We start from the raw sequence: 19043 nt of genomic DNA on the forward strand, positions 1-19043 counted from the left end.
AGGACGCAAATGTCACCGACCTGGCCGAACGATCCGCATCCTCCCAGTCATACGGGTCATACCAACCACATCCCCGCTCAGGCCTTCCGGAAGCCCAGCACCAGATGGGTGCCCAGCCCGAACAGCAGCCCCCAGAAGGCCGAGCCGATCCCGAACAGGCTCATCCCCGAGGCGCTCGCCAGGAAGGTCACCACCGCCGCGTCCCGCCCGCGCTCCTCCGCGACCGCCGCCGCGAGGCTGCCCTGCAGCGAGGCCAGCAGCGCGACCCCGGCGATCACCGCGATCAGCTCCTTCGGCAGCCCGGTGAACAGGCTGACCAGCACCCCGCCGAAGCTGCCCACCAGCACGTACAGCACGCCCGAGGACATCCCGGCGACGTACCGGCGGCGCGGGTCCGGATGGGCCTCCGGGCCCGAGCAGATCGCCGCCGTGATCGCCGCCAGGTTCACCCCGGGCGAGCCGAACGGCGCCATCAGCATCGACACCGCGCCGGTCGAGCCGATCAGCAGCCGGTCGTCCGCCCGGTAGCCGGAGGCCCGCATCACCCCGAGGCCGGGCGCGTTCTGCGAGGCCAGCGCGACGATCGTGAGCGGCAGCGCCAGCCCCACCAGGGCCGACCAGGAGAACGCCGGCACCGTCAGCACCGGCACGGTCGGCCCGCCCGAGCCCAGGTGCAGCGGCAGTCCGACGGTGAGCGCCGCCAGCACCCCGCCGACCAGCAGCGCGACCGGTACGGCGTACCGCGGCGCGAACCGCTTGGCCAGCAGGAAGGCCGCGAAGCCGCCCACCACCAGCACCGGCGCGCTGTGCACGGCGCCGAAGATCCCGGCACCGAAGGAGAACAGGATGCCCGCGAGCATCGCGTTCACGATCCCCACCGGCACCGCCGCGATCAGCCGGCCGAACCAGCCGGTCACCCCGAACAGCGTGACCACCACCGCGCTCACCAGGAACGCCCCGACCGCCTCCCGGTACGGGTAGTCGCCCAGGCTGGTCACCAGCAGCGCGGCCCCCGGGGTGGACCAGGCGGTGATCACCGGCGTCCGGGTCCACCAGCTCAGCGCGAAGCCGCTCACCCCGCTGCCGATCGCCACCGCCCAGATCCAGGACGCGGTGTGCGCCGGATCCAGCCGTCCGGCGGCCGCCGCCGCGAGCACCACCACCAGCGGTCCCGAGAAGGACACCGCGACGCACACCAGCCCGGCCAGCAGCGCCGGCCCCGACACGTCCCGCCGCAGCGACCGACGTTCCCCGCTCCCGACCGGCGCCGTTTCCGGTCTGATCGTCAGTTCATCCGTCATCCCGGAAGTATCCCGAAGCGGCCTTCCGAAGACTCCCGAAAAAAAGTTTTGAATCCACCTGCAACCCCCGGCGGGGATGCGCGTCTATACGGATGAAGGCACGGAGAGCAAGACCGGCAGAGCCGGGGGGCGCTTCCGCTCGGTAAGAGCGGGGCCGGTCGTCTTCACCAACACACCGTCAGTCACATGACCCTGGGGAGTCACGTCATGCGCACGTCCGTTATCACCCGTTTTGCGAAGAACGACCGCGCCTTCTCCGGCCGCCGCCGCATCGCCGTCCTCGCCGCCACCACCGTCCTCGCCGGCGGCATCCAGTTCCTCGCCACCGACACCGCCTGGGCCTGCGGCGACAGCGACGGCGACACCACCGCCGTGACGGCCCCGGCCGCCCCGGCACAGCACGACGGCGCCTACACCGTCGGCTTCCACATGACCCCGGACGGCCAGACCATCACCGCGGGCGGCCCCAAGGTCGAGGTCGGCGTCGGCGTCACCAACTTCACCGGCGCCCCGTACCAGAACGTCTCCGCGATGCTCTCGCTGTTCAACCCGAAGGGCGGCACCAACCTCCAGGACTTCACGGTCGAGGTCGCCACCGCCGGCGGTTGGAAGCCCGTCGCCCTCCGCCACGGCTGCGACCCGACGCTCTTCACCGTCACCTCCCCCGCCACCACCACCCCGCGCCTGGAGAACGGCCGGGCAGCCGACTTCATGTTCCGCGTGGGCCTCTCCGCGAAGGCGCCGAAGGACGTGGCCGAGATCCAGGTCGGCCTGGTCGCCAAGGCTCCCGGCTTCCCGGACGTGGTCGGGGACACGCACACCTACCACGTGGCCCGGACCGCCGCCCCCGCCCAGCCGACCGCCCCGGCCACGCCCAAGCCCGCGCACACCGAGACCGCCAAGCCCGCCCCGGCCAAGCCCGCCCCGGCCGAGCCCGCTGCGGACAAGACCCCCGCCAAGGCCCCGGCCGCGCCCGTCGCCACCCCCTCCGCCGCGCCGGCCGCCACCGCCCCCACCGGCACCCCGGAGCTGGCCCAGACCGGCGCATCCTCCACCAACACCTTCCTCGCCCTCTCCTCCGCCGCCCTGCTCGCCCTCGGGGCCGGCGTCCTGATCGCCGTCCGTCGACTCCGTCCCCAGCGCTGACGTCGGACGGGCGCAAACGAAGGGGCCCTCCCCCGCACGATGGTGCGGAGGAGGGCCCCTTTCGGCGTGCTGTGCGCGATCAGCCCCAGGTGATCAGGCGCTTGGGACGCTCCAGCAGGGCAGCCGTGTCGGCCAGCACCTTGGAGCCCAACTCCCCGTCCACCAGGCGGTGGTCGAAGGAGAGCGCCAGCGTGGTCACCTGACGCGGGACCACCTTGCCCTTGTGCACCCACGGCAGTTCCCGGACCGCGCCGAAGGCGAGGATGGCGGCCTCGCCCGGGTTGAGGATCGGGGTGCCGGTGTCGACGCCGAAGACGCCGACGTTGGTGATGGTGATCGTCCCGCCCTGCATGTCGGCCGGCGAGGTCTTGCCCTGGCGGGCGGTCTCGACCAGCTCGCCGAGCGAAACGGCCAGCCCCGACAGGGTCTTGGACCCGGCGTCCTTGATGTTCGGGACGATCAGGCCGCGCGGGGTGGCCGCGGCGATGCCGAGGTTCACCTGGCCCCGGATGACGATCTCCTGGGCCGCCTCGTCCCACTGCGCGTTGATCTCGGGGTGCCGCTTGACCGCGGTGAGCAGCGCCCTGGCGACCAGCAGCAGCGGGCTGACCCGGACGTCCCGGCCCAGCTCGCCGCTCTCCTTGAGCCGGCGGACGAACTTCATCGTGCGGGTCACGTCGACCTGGACGAACTCGGTGACGTGCGGGGCGGTGAAGGCCGAGGCCACCATCGCCTGCGCGGTCGCCTTGCGGACGCCCTTGATCGGCACCCGGACATCGCCCGTGGCGGACCCGGCCACGGGCACCGGCGCCGCGACCGGCTCGGTCACGGCGGCCACGGCGGCCTCCGCCACCGGGGCGGCCGGAGCGGCCTTGGCCGTGGCGTGCGTGTGCACGTCCTCGCGGGTGATCACGCCGTCCCGGCCGGTCGGGGTCACGTCGCGCAGGTCGACGCCCAGGTCCTTGGCCAGCTTGCGGACCGGCGGCTTCGCCAACGGCCGGTCCCCGGTGGGCGCTTCGGCCACCGGCGCCGGAGCAGGCGGAGCGACCGGAGCAGCCGGTGCCGCCGGTGCCGCCGGTGCCGGGGCCGGCGTGGTCGCGGTGACCGTGGTGGTGGTCGTCCGCCGGGCCCGACGCTGGGCGACGCCGGTGCGCGGGCCGTACCCGACCAGCACCTCGCGGCGCTCCGGCTCGGCCTCCTCGGCGGGAGCCGGCGCGGCAGGCGCCGCCGCGGCGGGGGCGGGGGCGGGGGCGGCCGGAGCCGCGGCCCCCGCCTCCCCGGCGACCGCGACGGAAATGATCACGGTGCCGACGTCGACCGTCGTGCCCTCGGGGAAGTGCAGTGCCTCGACCACCCCGTTGAACGGGATGGGCAGCTCCACGGCCGCCTTGGCGGTCTCCACCTCGCAGACGACCTGCCCGTCGGTGACGGTGTCACCGGGCTTGACGTACCAGCTGAGGATCTCGGCCTCGGTGAGGCCCTCGCCCACGTCGGGCATCTTGAACTCGCGGAGCGAGCGAACTTCGGTGGTCATCTTCGCCCCCTGGATCAGTACGCGAGTGCGCGGTCGACGGCGTCGAGCACGCGGTCCAGGTCGGGGAGGAAGGCCTCCTCGACCCGGGACGGCGGGTACGGCGCGTGGTAGCCGCCGACCCGCAGGACCGGCGCCTCCAGGTGGTAGAAGCACTTCTCGGTGAGCCGGGCGGCCAGCTCGGCGCCCATGCCCAGGAAGACCGGTGCCTCGTGGACCACGACGGCGCGGCCGGTGCGCTTGACCGACTCCTCCAGGGTGGTGAAGTCCACCGGGGAGAGCGAGCGCAGGTCGACGACCTCCAGCCGGCGGCCGTCCTCCTCGGCGGCCGCGGCGGCCTCCAGGCAGACCTTGACCATCGGGCCGTACGCGATCAGCGTCGCGTCGGTGCCGGGCCGGACGATCCGGGCGTCGTGCAGGCCCAGGTCGGCGGCGTCGCCGACCTCGCCCTTGTCCCAGTAACGGCGCTTGGGCTCCAGGAAGATGACCGGGTCGTCCGACTCGATCGCCTGCCGCAGCATCCAGTGCGCGTCGTGCGCGCTGGACGGGCTGACCACGCGCAGACCGGCGGTGTGCGCGAAGTACGCCTCGTGCGACTCGCTGTGGTGCTCGACCGCGCCGATGCCGCCCGCGTACGGGATGCGGATGGTGACCGGCATCTTCACGTGTCCGAGCGCGCGGGCGTGCATCTTCGCCAGCTGGGAGACGATCTGGTCGAAGGCCGGGTAGACGAAACCGTCGAACTGGATCTCCACCACCGGGCGGTAGCCGCGCAGTGCCAGGCCGATCGCGGTGCCGACGATGCCGGACTCGGCGAGCGGGGAGTCGATCACCCGGCCCTCGCCGAAGTCCTTCTGCAGGCCGTCGGTGATCCGGAAGACGCCACCGAGCTTGCCGATGTCCTCGCCCATGAGGAGGGTCTTCGGGTCGTTCTCCAGCGACTTGCGCAGCGCCCCGTTCAGCGCCTTCGCGATGCTCAGCTGACCGGCCATCAGAGGTTCTCCCCCGCCTCGAAGGAGGCCGCGTACTCGACGTACTCGGCCCGTTCCTCATCGACCAGTGTGTGCGGCTCGCTGTACACGTGGTCGAAGATCAGGGTCGGGTCCGGGTCCGGCATGCTGCGCACGCCCTCGCGCACCCGCAGCCCCAGCTTCTCGCTCTCGGCGTCGACGGAGGCGAAGAACTCCTCGTCGGCCAGGCCCTCCTTGTCCAGGTGGGCGCGGAGCCGGGAGATCGGGTCCTTGGCCTTCCAGGCCTCGGTCTCCTCAGAGTGCCGGTAACGGGTGGGGTCGTCGGAGGTGGTGTGGGCGCCCATCCGGTAGGTGAACGCCTCGATCAGCACCGGGCCGTTGCCGCTGCGGGCGTGGTCGAGCGCCCAGCGGGTGACCGCGAGGCAGGCCAGCACGTCGTTGCCGTCGACCCGCACGCCGGGGAAGCCGAAGCCGGAGGCGCGACGGTACAGCGGGATCTTGGTCTGGGTGGTGGTGGGCTCGGAGATCGCCCACTGGTTGTTCTGGCAGAAGAACACCACCGGCGCGTTGTAGACCGAGGCGAAGGTGAAGGCCTCGTTGACGTCGCCCTGGCTGGAGGCACCGTCGCCGAAGTACGCGATCACCGCGTCGTCGGTGCCGTCCTTGCTGATGCCCATCGCGTAACCGGTGGCGTGCAGGGCCTGCGCGCCGATCACGATGGTGTACAGGTGGAAGTTCTTCTCGTTCGGGTCCCAGCCGCCGTGGTTCACGCCGCGGAACATGCCGAGCAGGTTCAGCGGGTCGACGTCCCGGCACCAGGCCACGCCGTGCTCGCGGTAGGTGGGGAAGGCGTAGTCGCCGGTGCGCATGGCGCGGCCGGAGCCGACCTGGGCGGCCTCCTGGCCGAGCAGCGAGGCCCACAGGCCCAGCTCGCCCTGGCGCTGCAGCGCGGTGGCCTCGGCGTCGAACCGGCGCACCAGCACCAGGTCGCGGTAGAGGGAGCGCAGCTCCTCCGGAGTGGTGGTGAGGGGGTAGTCCGGGTGCTCGACCCGCTCGCCTTCCGGCGTGAGCAACTGGACGAGCTCCGGCTGGGCGTCCGTACCCGTGGCGCGGAGGGTGTCAGGAACAGCGGGGGCCGCCTTCTTGCGAGCCCTCGCCGTGCTTTTGACGGTCACGTTCACTCCTCGGTCTGTCCGGCCGCCCGGGGTCGCCGGTGACCGGTCCGGTCACCGCCTCGCGGGGCGCGCGTGGGTGTGCGCACCTACTGCGGGGCAGGTGGTGATCCTGTTCCGACGGCGTCCCTCACGAGAACGTTACCCAGCGTCCGCCCTTGGCGCGCTTGCGCTAGGACGTCCTACTTGTTCAGGGCCTACAACCCCGAGGGTGCCGCGCTCGGACCGCCGTCGGAAGGGTGGGGGTGACGGGCGACGTGACGCAGCTCTCAATTCGAGCGCCTTCAGGACACCAGCGCACGTTATCCGGGCAGACGCCCGTACGTAAGGGGGTTCTCGGTATCGGTTTCGGTGACTCTGGCCGGATCACGTCGTCACGGCGTTGCGAGTGATAGGTCTTTCGTATGGCGATATGGGAGGCTTTGGACGTGACTGACAACGGACAAATCAGGGTATTCCTGCTCGATGACCACGAGATCGTCCGGCGGGGTGTGCACGATCTGCTCTCGGTCGAGGACGACATCGAGGTGGTCGGCGAGGCCGGCACGGCCGCCGAGGCGCTCACCCGGATCCCCGCGGTCCACCCCGACGTCGCGGTGCTCGACGTCCGGCTGCCGGACGGCAACGGGGTCGAGGTCTGCCGCGAGATCCGGTCCCGGCTGCCGGACATCAAGTGCCTGATGCTGACCTCGTTCTCGGACGACGAGGCGCTGTTCGACTCGATCATGGCGGGCGCCTCCGGCTACGTCCTGAAGGCGATCCGCGGCACCGACCTGATCACCGCCGTCCGGGACGTCGCGGCCGGCCGCTCGCTGCTCGACCCGGTCGCCACCAGCCGGGTGCTCGCCCGACTGCGCGACGGCGGCGAGAAGGAGGACGAACGGCTGGCCCAACTCACCAAGCAGGAGCGGCGGATCCTCGATCTGATCGGCGAGGGGATGACCAATCGTCAGATCGGCAACGAGTTGCACCTGGCCGAGAAAACGGTGAAGAACTACGTCTCCAGTCTGCTCGCCAAGATGGGCATGGAGCGACGCACCCAAGCGGCGGCCTTCGTGGCGCGGCACCAGGCCGACCACCAGCACTGACGTGGAAGTTTCACAGGTCTGACGGTTTGTCAAGGGCCCCCGCCAGGGGGCCATAACCTCTGGCTGTGACTTTCAGCCAGACCCTCGCCTGCGCCCCGGCCCGCCCCGACCTCTCCGCACCGCCGATGGGGACCCTCAGCCCGCCCGTCCCGCACACCGCGCTCGCCGAGGTCCTGACCCGCTACCGGGTGGGGCGCCTGCTGACCGCCGAACCGGTCGCCGAAGGCCTGCTGAACCGGGGGTACCGGGTCATCACCGAGGCCGGTCCGTACTTCCTGAAGTGCTACGTCGACACCGCCACCGCCAGCCGTCCCAAGATCTTCGCCCACCACCGCGCGATGGCCGCGCTGAACACCCTCGGACTGCCCGTCGCACCCCCGCTGGCCTGCGCCGGACGCTCGGGCACGATGGCCGGCTGGGGCGGCCGGCTGTTCGCGCTGTTCCCGTGGACCGACGGCCGACACCGGCACGGTACCGAGCTCGACCTTCCGCAGTGCGAGGCGCTCGGCGCGCTGCTCGGCCGGCTGCACGGCGCGCTCGACGATGTCTGCGCCCCCTTCGACCCGCCCGCCGGCTACCGCAGCGCCGACCCCGCCGACAGCGCCGAACTCGCCCGTGACCTGCGGCGCCGCGCCCGCGAGCACCGCCCGTACGGGGAACTGGACGCGCTCGTCCAGCAACGGCTCACGGAACGGCTGGAACTGCTCGCCGAACACGCCCACCGCCGCCCCGCCCCGCAGGCCGCCCCGCCCACCGGCTGGACCCACGGCGACTTCCACGGCCTCAACCTGCTGTACGACGACGACCCGGCGGGCGGCCGGGTGGCCGCCGTCCTGGACTGGGACAAGCTCGGCCCGCAGCCGCGCGCCGAGGAGGCCGTCCGGGCCGCCACCCTGCTGTTCAACGACCGGGCATCGGGCGTCCTCGACCTGGTCCGGGTCCGCCGCTACTCCCAGGCCTACCGGGCCTCCGGCGCCGCCACCTCCGAGCACCTGGCCGCCGCCGCCCACCGGGTGTGGTGGGAGCGGCTGAACGACTTCTGGATGCTGCAGTGGCGCTACCAGCGGGCCGACCACCGGGCCGACCCGCTCTACCCCGCCTCGGCGGGCCAGCTGGCGTGGTGGTGCCAGGAGTACGAGCAGGTCCTGGACGCCTTCGCCAACTGACCGGCTCAGCCGAGGGTCGGCGGCGAGATCGGCCCCTTCGTGGAGCTCGGCGGGGCCGGGTTGGTGGGCGTGCCGCCCCCGCCGCCCGGGGTCGACGTGGACCCCCCGGTCGACCCGCCGGTCGGAGTCGCCGACGAGCTGCCCGTCGCGGAGTGGGTGGGGGTCGGCGTCGGCGTCGGAGTCGGCGTGTGCTTGCCCGAACTCGCCGACGGCGACATGTTGTTGCCGCTGTTCCCGGTGTTGTTCCCGCTGTTGTTGCCGGGCTCGGTCGGCTGCTGCGGCTTCCTGCTGCCGGAGACCGACGCCGGCGGGCTCGGCAGACCGCTCTGGGTCGGCGTGGTCGGCTCGGTCGTGCTGACCACCGGCTCGGGCGTCGGAGGCAGGACGTGGTCCTTGGTGCCGCCGTTGTCGGCGCCGCTGAGCGCGAACGCGATTCCGGCACCGGCCGCGACCAGCACCGCGATGGCGCCGGCCACCCAGGCCCACGGCCCGCGCCGCCGACCGTGCCCGTCGTCGCCGTCGCCCTCGCCGCCACCGCCGTACAGGCCGCCGCCCCCCGAGTAGGAGGTCGCGGGGGTGGAGCCGCCCGCCCCCTGGTAGGGCAGCACGGAGGTCTGGTCGCCCGGGCGGACCACGCCGAAGGCCGCCGTGGCCGCCGCCTGGTCCGGCCGGAGCACCTGGGTCGCGCCGGTGTCGCCGGGGGCCCCGCCCGCGCCGACCCAGCCGGCCCCGGCCGCGCCGTGCATCTCGCGCAGCGCGTGCTGCAGGTGGGCACGGAACTCGTCGGCGTCCTGGAAGCGGTCGTCCGGGTTCTTGGCGAGCGAGCGCAGCACCAGCGGGTCGAGGCCGACCGGCACCCGGCCGTTGGCCTGCGAGGGCGGCATCGGCAGGTCCTGGACGTGCTGGTAGACCACCGAGAGCGGGGTGTCGCCGGTGAACGGCGGGCGCAGCGTGAGCAGTTCGAACAGCATGCAGCCGGCCGCGTACAGGTCGGAGCGGTGGTCGACCGGCTTGCCCAGCGCCTGCTCGGGCGAGAGGTACTGCGGGGTGCCCATGACCATGCCGGTCTGGGTCATCGTGGTGGCCCCGCCGGTCAGCGCCCGGGCGATGCCGAAGTCCATCACCTTGACCGCGCCGGCGGTCGTGATGATCACGTTGGCGGGCTTGATGTCGCGGTGGACGATGCCGTGCCGGTGGCTGTAGGCGAGCGCCTCCAGCACCCCGGCGATGATGATCAGCGCCTGGTCGACCGGCGGCGCCTCCTCGTCCGCCAGCAGCTCGCGGACGGTCCGGCCCTCGACCAGCTCCATCACGATGTACGGCGTGGACTCGTCCCCGACGTACTCCTCGCCGGTGTCGTAGACCGAGACGATCGAGTGGTGGTTGAGCGCCGCGACCGCGTGCGCCTCGCGGGTGAACCGCAGCCGGGCGACGTCGTCCTGGGCCAGCTCGCCGCGCAGCAGCTTGACGGCGACGGTGCGGCCCAGCCGCACGTCCTCGGCGGCGAACACCTCGGCCATGCCGCCGCGGCCCAGCCGGTGGGTCAGCCGGTAGCGGCCGTCACCGACGGTGCCCAGCGGTGCGGCGGTGCCGCGACCGGGGGTGTGCGGGCCGCCGGAGCCGAAGACGGGCGGCAGCGCCGAGGTCGCGGCATCGCTGCCGGGCTCGGGAATCCTCGGCGTCCCGCCGGTCCGGCCGGCCGCTCGGGCACCCGCGTCGTCATCCGGCTGCTGCGTCTGTGCCATCGCTCCTCGCCCCGGGCGTTCGCTCGGATCGCGGTGCCCTGTCGCCTACGTATCCCCGAACGCTACCGCTTCCGGCGCGCAGCCGTGGCACCCGTGAACCGGTCGGAATCCGTCAGAGCCGGCCATTCCGGTCGGCCGGCAGGTCGACCACCAGGACGTTCGCCGGACGCTCGGCGTGGCCGAACTTGCCATTCGTCTTCTTGTCGGCGTTGTTGACCACGATCGCGATGATGATGCCGGCCAGCACGAGCACGCCGACGATGATCCCGACCACGACCACGGCCGTCGAGCAGCCACCGCCGCCGGACGCCTTCGGCTGCTGGTACGGCGGCATCGGCTGCGGCGGCGGGGTGTGCGCCTGCTGGGCGAAGGGGTGCGGGGTGTGCGGGGCCTGCGGACGCGGCGTCTGGTAGGCCGGCGGCGGCGTCTGGTACTGCGGCTGCTGCCCCTGCTGGAGGTACTGCGGGTGCGGGGTGTGCGGGGCCTGCGGACGCGGCGTCTGGTAGGCCGGCGGCGGCGTCTGGTACTGCGGCTGCTGCCCCTGCTGCGGGTACTGCGGCGGCGGCGTGTGCGGAGCCTGCGGGGCGGCGTGCACCGAACGCGGGCCCTCGTTGATCACCAGCGGGGTGCTGGCCTGCAGCTTGTGCCCGCTGCCGCCGCCCTTCGCGGCCTCGATCAGCCGCTCCGCCTCGTCCCGCATCGCCGCCGCGCTCTGGAACCGGTGCGCCGGGTCCTTGCGCAGCGCCTGGGCGACGAAGGCGTCCACCTCGGGGGTGACCGAGCGGTTGAGGGCGGAGGGCGCCGGCGGCTCCTCCTGGACGTGCTTGTAGGCGATCGAGAACGCCGAGTCGCCGTCGAAGACCAGCTGGCCGGTGAGCATCTCGAAGAGCATCACGCCGACCGAGTACAGGTCGGAGCGGGCGTCCACCGGCTTGCCGAGCGCCTGCTCGGGCGAGAGGTACTGCGGGGTGCCGACCACCATGCCGGTCTGCGTCATCGACGTGACGCCGGACTCCAGCGCCCGGGCGATGCCGAAGTCCATGACCTTGACATTGCCCTTGCGGTCGAACATGACGTTGCCGGGCTTGATGTCGCGGTGCACCAGGCCCATGTCGTGCGAGGCCTCCAGCGCGTTCAGCACGCCGACGGTGACCTTCAGGGCCGCCTCGGTCGGCATCGCGCCGTACTGGCCGATCGCCTCGTTGATCGCCTCGCGCAGGCCCTGGCCGTCGATCAGCTGCATGACGATGTACGGCGTGCTGGAGCCGTCCGGGGCGATGTCCTCGCCGCTGTCGTACACCGTGACGATGTTCGGGTGCTCCAGCCGGGCCACTGCCTGGGCCTCGCGGCGGAACCGCTCCTTGAACGAGTCGTCCCGGCCCAGTTCGCTGTGCATGCTCTTCAGCGCGACCTGCCGGTCCAGCACGCTGTCGTAGGCGAGGTGCACGGACGCCATGCCGCCTTCGCCCAGCAGCCGCTGCAGCACATAACGGCCGTTGCCCAGGGAGAAGCCCTCGACCGCCGCGTTGCCGTGCTCGCTCATGGTCCTCTGCTCCCCCTCGGCGCGGCCGTGCTGCCGCAACCCGTGACGTTCGGTCTCGTCCGTGCTGGTGGGCCCGGCCCGCTGGCCTGGCGGACCCCTGTCGCGGCGGCCCGACCGGCCTGCGACAGGGGTCAGGGTATCGGCTCGCGCCGACGGTGATCGGCCCAGGGCCGCTCCTGGGCCCGGGCCGTCGGCGCCGGATCCCGGCGACGCGGCCCGGGACGGGTCGTCGTGGTACGTCCGGTCCGGCGGCCGCCGGACCTGCCGCCGGGTACCGGACTACAGGTACGGGCCGGAGCGGATGCCGCGGCCCTGGCCCGGCTCGTCCTCGTCCTGGTCCCCGCCGTGCAGACCCGGCGGCAGCGCCCGCCGCATCTGCTCCAGCTGGGCCCGGGCCGCCATCTGCTGGGCGAACAGCGCGGTCTGGATGCCGTGGAACAGGCCCTCCAGCCAGCCGACCAGCTGGGCCTGGGCGATCCGCAGCTCGGCCTCGGTCGGGATGGTGTCCTCGGTGAACGGCAGCGACAGCCGCTCCAGCTCGGCGACCAGCTCCGGGGCCAGGCCGAGTTCGAGCTCCTTGATCGAGCTCGCGTGGATGTCCTTCAGCCGGACCCGGCTCGCCTCGTCGAGGGGCGCCGCCCGGACCTCCTCCAACAGCTGCTTGATCATGCTGCCGATGCGCATGACCTTGGCGGGCTGCTCGACCATCTCGGTCACCGGGAGCTCGCGCGGCATGTCGATGTCGTCGTCCCCCTCCCCCGCCGGGCCGGCGAAGCCCTGGCCCACGGGCATCCCGTCCGGTCCGACGATCAGCACCTTCTGGCCGTCCTGCGACTGCCCGCCGGCGGCCTGGTAGGGCTCCTGCGACGAGCGCTCGTTCATCGGATTCGTCATGAACAACATTCTCTCTCACTGGGGTTGGTCGGGCGGAAGCCCCCGTTCGTCCCGCCGTCCTGCGCCACCCCTGACGACGGTACGCCCCCACGCGCCGCGCGGGAATCCGTACGGGTACTCAGATCCCGCGCCCCGCGGGCCGGCCGCCCACCACCGCCCCCACCCCACGGAACCCGCACCGAACCTCCACCCCCACCGGAGGCCGCCGCCCCGGCTCAGCCCTTCCGCAGCCGCACGCCGATCAGCCCCAGGCCGCAGCCGATCAGCCCGAGGCCGACGCCGAGCGGGAGCTGGGTCGTGGAGGCGTCCTGCCAGCGGGCGGGGAGGACGATCGGGAGGCCGGCGGCCGCGACGGGCCGGCCGGAGGCGGCCGTGACGGCGTCCGGTGCGACGGCGTCGCCGGGGGCCGCCGACTCCGGGGCGCCCGGGTCGGCCTGGTCGGCCACCGGCTGGTCGGCCTTGACGCCCTGGTCCGGGGCCTGCTCGGGAGCCTGGTCGACGGCCTGGCCAGGGGCCTGGTCGGTCGCCTGGTCCGGGGCCTGGTCCGGGGCCTGTTCCACGGTGGCGTCGGGCCGTTCCGGCAGGGACGCCGGGCGGTGCCGGTGGGCTCGGGGGCCGTCGCCGTCCTGGTGCGGGCGGGGTGCCGGGTGCTGCGGCGGCGCGGCCGCCGGCCTGGGCGCGGTCGAGGACTCCGGCGCCGTCGCCGCCGCGCTCGGCGCCCCTGCCGCGAGGTCCGGGGTCGGAGCAGGGGCGGAGGAACGAGGCGGGAGAGGAAGTGAAGGAGAAGGCGAAGGGAAAGGCGTCACCCCCGTCGAGGGCGAGGGCATCGCCACCGCCGCCGACGCGGCGGCCAGGGGGAGCGTGAGCCCCAGCACGGCCGCCGCGAACAGCCGCTGGGCGCGGCCCGGGCCGGAGCGGCGACGGGTACGACGGTGGTGCGGCGCTACGGGCAGCGGCCCGAGGTGTGCGTGCGGTGATGCGGCCACGGTCGGAGTCCTTCCGACGGCCGGCCGCGCCCGGGGGCGGGGTCGGCGGCGGGACAGCTCCGGACCAGCCTCGCACGATCCGATAATTCAGGCATTTCGGACATTCGAAGAGCCGCCCGCCCATCACCCAGGCCACCGCATCACCCCGGCCGCTCCTCAGGCCGGCCGCCCCTCAGGCCCGCAGCACGACCTTCCCGACCTGCTCCCCGGCCTCCAGCACCCGGTGCCCCTCGCCCGCGTCGGTCAGCGGCAGCACCCGGTCCACCACCGGCTTCACCACCCCGGACTCGACCAACGGCCACACGTGCTCCCGCACCGCCGCCACGATCGCCGCCTTCTCCGCCAGCGGCCGCCCGCGCAGGTTGGTGGCGATCACCGCCGCCCGCTTGCGCAGCAGCGCGTTGAGGTCGAGCTCGCCCTTCACCCCGCCCTGCAGCCCGATGATCACCAGTCGCCCGTTGACCGCCAGCGCGTCCACGTTCCGCTGCAGGTACTTGGCGCCCATGATGTCCAGGATCACGTCCGCCCCGGCTCCGTCGGTGGCCTCCCGGAGCGCCTCGACGAAGTCCTGCTCGCGGTAGTCGATCGCGATGTCCGCACCCAGTTCGGTGCACCGGGCCAGCTTCTCGGCGCTGCCCGCGGTGACCGCGACCCGCGCGCCGATCGCCTTGGCCAGCTGGATCGCCATGGTCCCGATGCCGCTCGCGCCGCCGTGCAGCAGCACGGTCTCGCCGGGCCGCAGGTGCGCGGTGAGGAAGACGTTGGACCACACCGTGCAGGCGACCTCCGGCAGCGCCGCGGCCTGCTCGGGGCTCAGCCCCTTGGGCACCGGCAGCAGCTGCCCGGTCGGCACCGCGACCCGCTCCGCGTAGCCGCCGCCGACCAGCAGCGCGCACACCTCGTCGCCGACCGCCCAGGCGGACACCCCCGGCCCGAGCGCGACGATCCGCCCGGCGCACTCCAGCCCCGGGTAGGGCGAGGCGCCGGGCGGCGGGTTGTAGAAGCCCTGCCGCTGGAGCAGGTCGGCACGGTTGACGGCGGTGGCCGCCACCTCGACCAGGACCTCGCCCTCGCCGGGCACCGGGTCGGGCACCTCGGCCCACACCAGTGCCTCGGGGCCGCCGGGTACGGGAATCGTCATCGCATGCATGTCCCGAACCTACTGCGCGTCAGGGCGCTCCGCGGGGCAGGGCCCGCGTCAGCCGGTCGACTTGATGACGATCACCCGGTCGGTGAGCTGCGGCACGGCGGCCTCCGGCTCGGTGTAGTTGATCACCCGCCGGCCGCGGACCACCGCGACCACCAGGTCCTCGCACCGGCGCGGGCTGTGCCCGGCCTCGGCCCGGGTGACCGGGCGCTCCACCACGTCCAGCCCGTTGCCGTACGTCAGCAGGTCCTCCATCACCGCCCCGGCGTGCGGACTGGGCATCGACGGCCCGAGCAGCCGTCCGGCCGAACTGGAGCTGGTGACCACGACGTCGGCGCCGCTCTGTCGCAGCAGCGGGGCGTTCTCGTCCTCCCGCACGGCGGCGACCACGGTGGCGTTGCGGTTCAGCTGGCGTGCCGTCAGCGTGATCAGCACGGCGGTGTCGTCCCGCTCCGGTGCGACCACCACCCGGGCCGCCGTGGGCAGGGCGGCGCGCACCAGCGTGTCGGTGCGGGTGGCGTCGCCGACCACCCCGACCGGGCCGTGCTGCGCGGCGTGGTCGATCACCTTGCGCTGCGGGTCGACGACGACGATCTCCTCCTTCTTCACCCCCTGCCCGAGCAGGGTGTCGACGGCGCTGCGGCCCTTCGTCCCGTACCCGATGACGACGGTGTGCTCGCGCACGGTGGACCTCCAGCGGTTCAACCGCCATTGCAGGCGGGTCCGTTCGGTGAGCACCTCCAGCGTGGTGCCGACCAGGATGATCAGGAACAGCACGCGCAGCGGGGTGACCACGAAGATGTTGGTGAGCCGGGCGCCGTCGCTGAACGGGGTGATGTCGCCGTACCCGGTGGTGGAGAGCGTCACGGTCGCGTAGTACGCCGCGTCGAGGAAGCTGAGCCCGCCGCCGGCGTTGTCGTTGTAGCCGTCCCGGTCGACGTAGACGATCAGCGTGGTGGCGACCAGGACGGCGAGCGCCAGCAGCAGCCGGAAGCCGACCTGCCGTACGGCGGGCTCGGACCGGCGGGCGGGCAGCACGATCCCGGCGTCCGCCCACGGCTCGGTGCCCGGCGCCCGGGTGCCCCGCAGGCGGCTCATGCGCCGGCCCGGCTTTCCCCGCTCACGGCACCTCCAGCAGCTCGACCGTCCCCCCGGCCGCCACTCCGCCGGGCGGGACCACGGCCAGCGCCTCGGCCCGGGCGAGCCCGCGCAGCATCGCGGGCCCGTCGAAGGCGAGCGGGACGACGCCTTCGGCCGTGCGCCGGACGGGCTGCAGCCGGGTGTCCGCCGGGTGCCCGGGCAGTGCGGCCGCGGCGGGCGCGAGGGCGGGGGCACCGGCGGCCCGTCCGCTGCGGGCGTGCAGCAGGGGCAGGGTGAGCGTGACCATGCCGGCGACGGCGGCCAGCGGGTTGCCCGGCAGGCCGACGAGGTGGCGCCCGCCGGGGAGTTCGGCCAGCAGCATGGGGTGCCCCGGCCGGACCGCGACGCCGTCCACCAGCAGCCGGGCGCCGGCCTCGTCGAGCGCCCGGTGCAGGAAGTCGACCGGCCCGGCGGCCGTCCCGCCGGTGGTGACCACGATGTCGGCGGTGGAGTGCCGCAGCGCGTCCCGGAGCAGTCCGAAGTCGTCGCGCACGTACCGCACGTCGGCGACCTCGGCGCCGGCGGCCCGCAGCCAGGGCAGCAGCAGCGGCCCGAGCGCGTCCCGGACCAGGCCCGGGCCGGGGATCCCGGATGCGAGCAACTCGTCACCCAGGACGAGCAGTTGGACGACCGGACGGCGGCGGACGACCAGTCGGTCGTGGCCGCAGGCGGCGGCCAGGCCCAGCACGGCCGGCCCGACCAGGGTGCCCTCCGGCAGCAGTTCCTCGCCCCGGCGGCACTCCTGGCCGCGGGGCCGGACGTCCTGGCCGGTGGTCAACTGTCGGGGGCCGCAGTCGCGCAGCAGCGTGCCGTCCGTCCGCCCGTGCTCGCGGCGCAGGACGGCGGTGGCCCCGGACGGCAGTTGGGCGCCGGTGGCGATCTCCACGGCGGTGCCGTCGGCCAGCGGCGCCGGCTCGGCCGGTCCGGCCAGCACCCGGCCGGCGACCCGCCACGGGCCGGGCCCGGCGACCGCCCAGCCGTCCATCGCGGAGGTGTCGAAGGCGGGCAGGTCGGTCAGCGCACCGAGCGGCTCGGCGAGGGTGTGGCCGAGCGCCTCGGCCAGCGGCAGCCCGATCCCGGGCAGCGGGCGCAGCCCGGCCCGGCGCGCGGTCTCGCGGGCCCGGGGCCAGCCGGACACGGCGGGGCCGGTGGACGGGGCGGTCACGGTCGTCTGCCCGACGGCGCTCACCGCTCGCCCGGCCGGTCGGCGGCGCCCCACCCCTCGGCGAGGGCCTCGGTCCGTCGGGCGGCCTCGGCGACGGCCTCCGACCCGCCGCCCCGCTGGGCGGCGGCGTAGCCGATCAGGAAGGCGGTCAGCGGCGCGGCCGGCCGGGCCACCCCGTGCGCGACCACCCGGGCCATGTCGAGCAGACCTCGGACGTCCACGTCCAGGTCGATGCCCAGGTCGGCCTTGACCTCGGCGATCCAGTCATCCAGCGTGCGCTCCATGCGCCCATGCTGCCTGATCGGCGGTTTCCCGGAGGTGTTCGCCCCGTGTGCGGGGCGCGTCATTTCGCTCACAGCCCGGTGACCGGCGTCGTGCGGCTCAGTTCCGGTCGCGTTCCCGGGCCTGCTCCAGGTCCTCCCAGGTGTCGCAGTCGTACGCGACGTTGTCGGTGTCGGCGACCCGCAGGTGCGCCAGCCCGCCGACCAGGCGGCGCAGCGGCCGGCCCGCCGGGTCGCCGAGGGCGGCCAGCGCGGCGCGCAGCGGGGCGGTGCGGTACGCGGCGGCGAGCGGCTGGTCGCGGCCTCCCGCGTCGACCAGCACGGCGGCGTCCACGGTCGGCCCGGCCCCGTCCAGGGCGGCGGCCAGCCGGTGCACGGTCCGCCGGTCCAGGAACGGCAGGTCGGCGGCGAGCAGCAGCACGGTGTCCGCGGTGACCAGGTCGAGCCCGGCCGCGACGGCGGCGACCGGCCCGCCGCCGGGCGGCTGCTCCCTGGTCCAGCGGACGCCGGTGCGCGCGGTCGGCCGGACCGGGCCGACCACGACGGTGGTGCGGGCGTCCGCGCAGGCGGCGAGCACCCGGTCGAGCAGGGTGGTCTCGCCCACCGTCAGGCCGGGCTTGTCGGCCCCGCCGAGGCGCCGGGCGGCCCCGCCCGCCGGAACGATCACGTCGTACGGCGTCATGCGGCCAGTATCCGCCCGGCCGCGGCGGACCCTAGTCGGCCGGGTCGTCCTCGACGATCTCGGCGTCGATGATCTCCGACTCGACGATCTCCGCGTCGACGATCTCCGCGCCGATGGTTCCGTTCTCCTCCGCCGACCGGGCGGTGTTGGCCGCCGCGCCCAGTTCCAGGATGGCCGGCAGCGTCAGCTCCCCGTACCGCCGGTTCATCGCGGTGACCAGCGCCTCCGGGTCGTGCGGGTGCTCGGCCAGCAGCCGGTCGAAGTCCTGCAGGTACTCGCCGGTGAAGGCGAGCACCCGGGCCGTGTCGTCGCCCTGGTCGGGGGCCCGGTGCCCGGCGATCACCCGGTCCGCGCCGAGGTCGGCGATCCGGCCGAGGTTGTGCCCCCAGGTGGTGCGCTGGGCCGGGGTGGTGTCGGCGGTCCAGACGTGGGTGCCGTTGTAGACGAAGTCCCCGGCGATCACGGTCCGGATGCTCGGCACGTGGACGACCGTGGAGTTCCCGCAGTCGCCCTGGCCGAGCAGCAGGACGGGGATCACCTGGCGGTCCAGCATGAGCGGCTGCGGCAGCAGCGGGGCGGGGATCAGCGGGTGGTCCGGGATGTCGTCGCCGTACACCGGCTTCCACTGCGCAACCTTGGCGGCGGCGGTGCGCCGGATGCCCTCGACCACCGCCGGCGCGGCCAGCAGCCGCGCGTCGGGGAAGAGCTTCAGCACCTCCTCGGCGCCGAAGTAGTGGTCGGGGTGCTGGTGGGTGACCACGATGGCGAGGAGCCGGCGGCCCTTGCCGGCGATCCACTCGGCCAGTTCGCGTCCGGCGCTGCGGGTGAGCTGGGCGTCCACCAGGATCGCGGCCTGCTCGCCGAGGATCAGCGCGGAGGTGGCGAAGAAGGCCGACTCGGGGCCGGTGAAGACGGCGACCTCCAGCGGCCGGGCGGGCCGCTCGGCCTCCGGGAACGCGGCGGGTGAGGTGTCCGCGGGCTCCGCGCCGGCGCTCTCCTCGGGCGGGGACGACGTCACGGGCTGCTCCCTCTGCACGGCGGTCGGATTTCCTGCGCCCTCAGCATGGGAGTACCGGTGCCCGATT

The 19043-nt window shown here is 73.9% G+C and carries 15 protein-coding genes and 1 pseudogene; 3 read left to right on the plus strand and 13 right to left on the minus strand.

Annotated elements, in window-relative coordinates:
• Window positions 1–77 precede the first annotated feature (77 nt).
• Window positions 78–1301 carry a benzoate/H(+) symporter BenE family transporter gene (locus ACZ52J_RS03085; protein ID WP_465615376.1) on the minus strand — a complete coding sequence of 408 codons (1224 nt, stop codon included), beginning with the start codon at window positions 1299–1301 and terminating at the stop codon, window positions 78–80.
• 207 nt (window positions 1302–1508) lie between these two features.
• Between ACZ52J_RS03085 and ACZ52J_RS03090 the strand changes: the two genes are divergently transcribed.
• A complete protein-coding gene (locus tag ACZ52J_RS03090; RefSeq protein ID WP_465615378.1) occupies window positions 1509–2447 on the plus strand; it encodes an LPXTG cell wall anchor domain-containing protein in 939 nt (312 codons plus the stop codon).
• A 79-nt stretch (window positions 2448–2526) separates the two neighbouring features.
• Here ACZ52J_RS03090 and ACZ52J_RS03095 read toward each other — a convergent pair whose 3' ends face one another.
• The 3 genes from ACZ52J_RS03095 to pdhA are packed head-to-tail and all read right to left on the minus strand — an operon-like array spanning window position 2527 to window position 6124.
• Window positions 2527–3981 carry a dihydrolipoamide acetyltransferase family protein gene (locus ACZ52J_RS03095; protein ID WP_465615380.1) on the minus strand — a complete coding sequence of 485 codons (1455 nt, stop codon included), beginning with the start codon at window positions 3979–3981 and terminating at the stop codon, window positions 2527–2529.
• A 14-nt stretch (window positions 3982–3995) separates the two neighbouring features.
• A complete protein-coding gene (locus tag ACZ52J_RS03100) occupies window positions 3996–4970 on the minus strand; it encodes an alpha-ketoacid dehydrogenase subunit beta (RefSeq protein ID WP_465615382.1) in 975 nt (324 codons plus the stop codon).
• The gene (gene pdhA / locus ACZ52J_RS03105) at window positions 4970–6124 is read right to left on the minus strand and encodes a pyruvate dehydrogenase (acetyl-transferring) E1 component subunit alpha (RefSeq protein WP_465615383.1); all 1155 of its coding nucleotides are present in this window, start codon (window positions 6122–6124) and stop codon (window positions 4970–4972) included. Before pdhA ends, ACZ52J_RS03100 begins: the two co-directional genes overlap by 1 nt.
• A gap of 401 nt (window positions 6125–6525) precedes the next feature.
• Between pdhA and ACZ52J_RS03110 the strand changes: the two genes are divergently transcribed.
• Together ACZ52J_RS03110 and ACZ52J_RS03115 are read left to right on the plus strand one after the other, a co-directional pair.
• Window positions 6526–7209 (plus strand): response regulator, encoded by a 684-nt coding sequence (locus ACZ52J_RS03110; RefSeq protein WP_465615385.1) that lies wholly within the window; start codon window positions 6526–6528, stop codon window positions 7207–7209.
• Between the two features lie 125 nt (window positions 7210–7334).
• The gene (locus ACZ52J_RS03115) at window positions 7335–8375 is read left to right on the plus strand and encodes a phosphotransferase (protein WP_396289935.1); all 1041 of its coding nucleotides are present in this window, start codon (window positions 7335–7337) and stop codon (window positions 8373–8375) included.
• A gap of 5 nt (window positions 8376–8380) precedes the next feature.
• Here ACZ52J_RS03115 and ACZ52J_RS03120 read toward each other — a convergent pair whose 3' ends face one another.
• From ACZ52J_RS03120 to ACZ52J_RS03160, 9 genes and pseudogenes are all read right to left on the minus strand, one after another.
• A complete protein-coding gene (locus ACZ52J_RS03120) occupies window positions 8381–10120 on the minus strand; it encodes a protein kinase domain-containing protein (protein WP_465615387.1) in 1740 nt (579 codons plus the stop codon).
• A 112-nt stretch (window positions 10121–10232) separates the two neighbouring features.
• Entirely contained in the window at window positions 10233–11663 is a 1431-nt protein-coding gene (locus ACZ52J_RS03125) for a protein kinase domain-containing protein (RefSeq protein WP_360502427.1), read from the minus strand.
• A 279-nt stretch (window positions 11664–11942) separates the two neighbouring features.
• Entirely contained in the window at window positions 11943–12557 is a 615-nt protein-coding gene (locus tag ACZ52J_RS03130; RefSeq protein WP_360502428.1) for a bacterial proteasome activator family protein, read from the minus strand.
• 215 nt (window positions 12558–12772) lie between these two features.
• Window positions 12773–13543: a hypothetical protein gene (locus tag ACZ52J_RS03135; protein WP_465615390.1), complete on the minus strand. Its 771-nt coding sequence runs from the start codon at window positions 13541–13543 to the stop codon at window positions 12773–12775.
• A gap of 172 nt (window positions 13544–13715) precedes the next feature.
• On the minus strand, window positions 13716–14693 hold the full coding sequence (locus tag ACZ52J_RS03140; protein ID WP_465615392.1) for an NAD(P)H-quinone oxidoreductase: 978 nt from the start codon (window positions 14691–14693) through the stop codon (window positions 13716–13718).
• A gap of 48 nt (window positions 14694–14741) precedes the next feature.
• Window positions 14742–15788: a potassium channel family protein gene (locus ACZ52J_RS03145; protein WP_465615394.1), complete on the minus strand. Its 1047-nt coding sequence runs from the start codon at window positions 15786–15788 to the stop codon at window positions 14742–14744.
• 22 nt (window positions 15789–15810) lie between these two features.
• On the minus strand, window positions 15811–16995 hold the full coding sequence (locus ACZ52J_RS03150) for a molybdopterin molybdotransferase MoeA (protein WP_465615396.1): 1185 nt from the start codon (window positions 16993–16995) through the stop codon (window positions 15811–15813).
• A 20-nt stretch (window positions 16996–17015) separates the two neighbouring features.
• Window positions 17016–17958 (minus strand): annotated as a pseudogene (locus ACZ52J_RS03155) (NTP transferase domain-containing protein).
• Window positions 17959–17989: 31 nt separating this feature from the next.
• A complete protein-coding gene (locus tag ACZ52J_RS03160) occupies window positions 17990–18976 on the minus strand; it encodes an MBL fold metallo-hydrolase (protein ID WP_465615398.1) in 987 nt (328 codons plus the stop codon).
• Window positions 18977–19043 lie beyond the last annotated feature (67 nt).

This window comes from Kitasatospora sp. NPDC034035 (genome assembly GCF_055575755.1).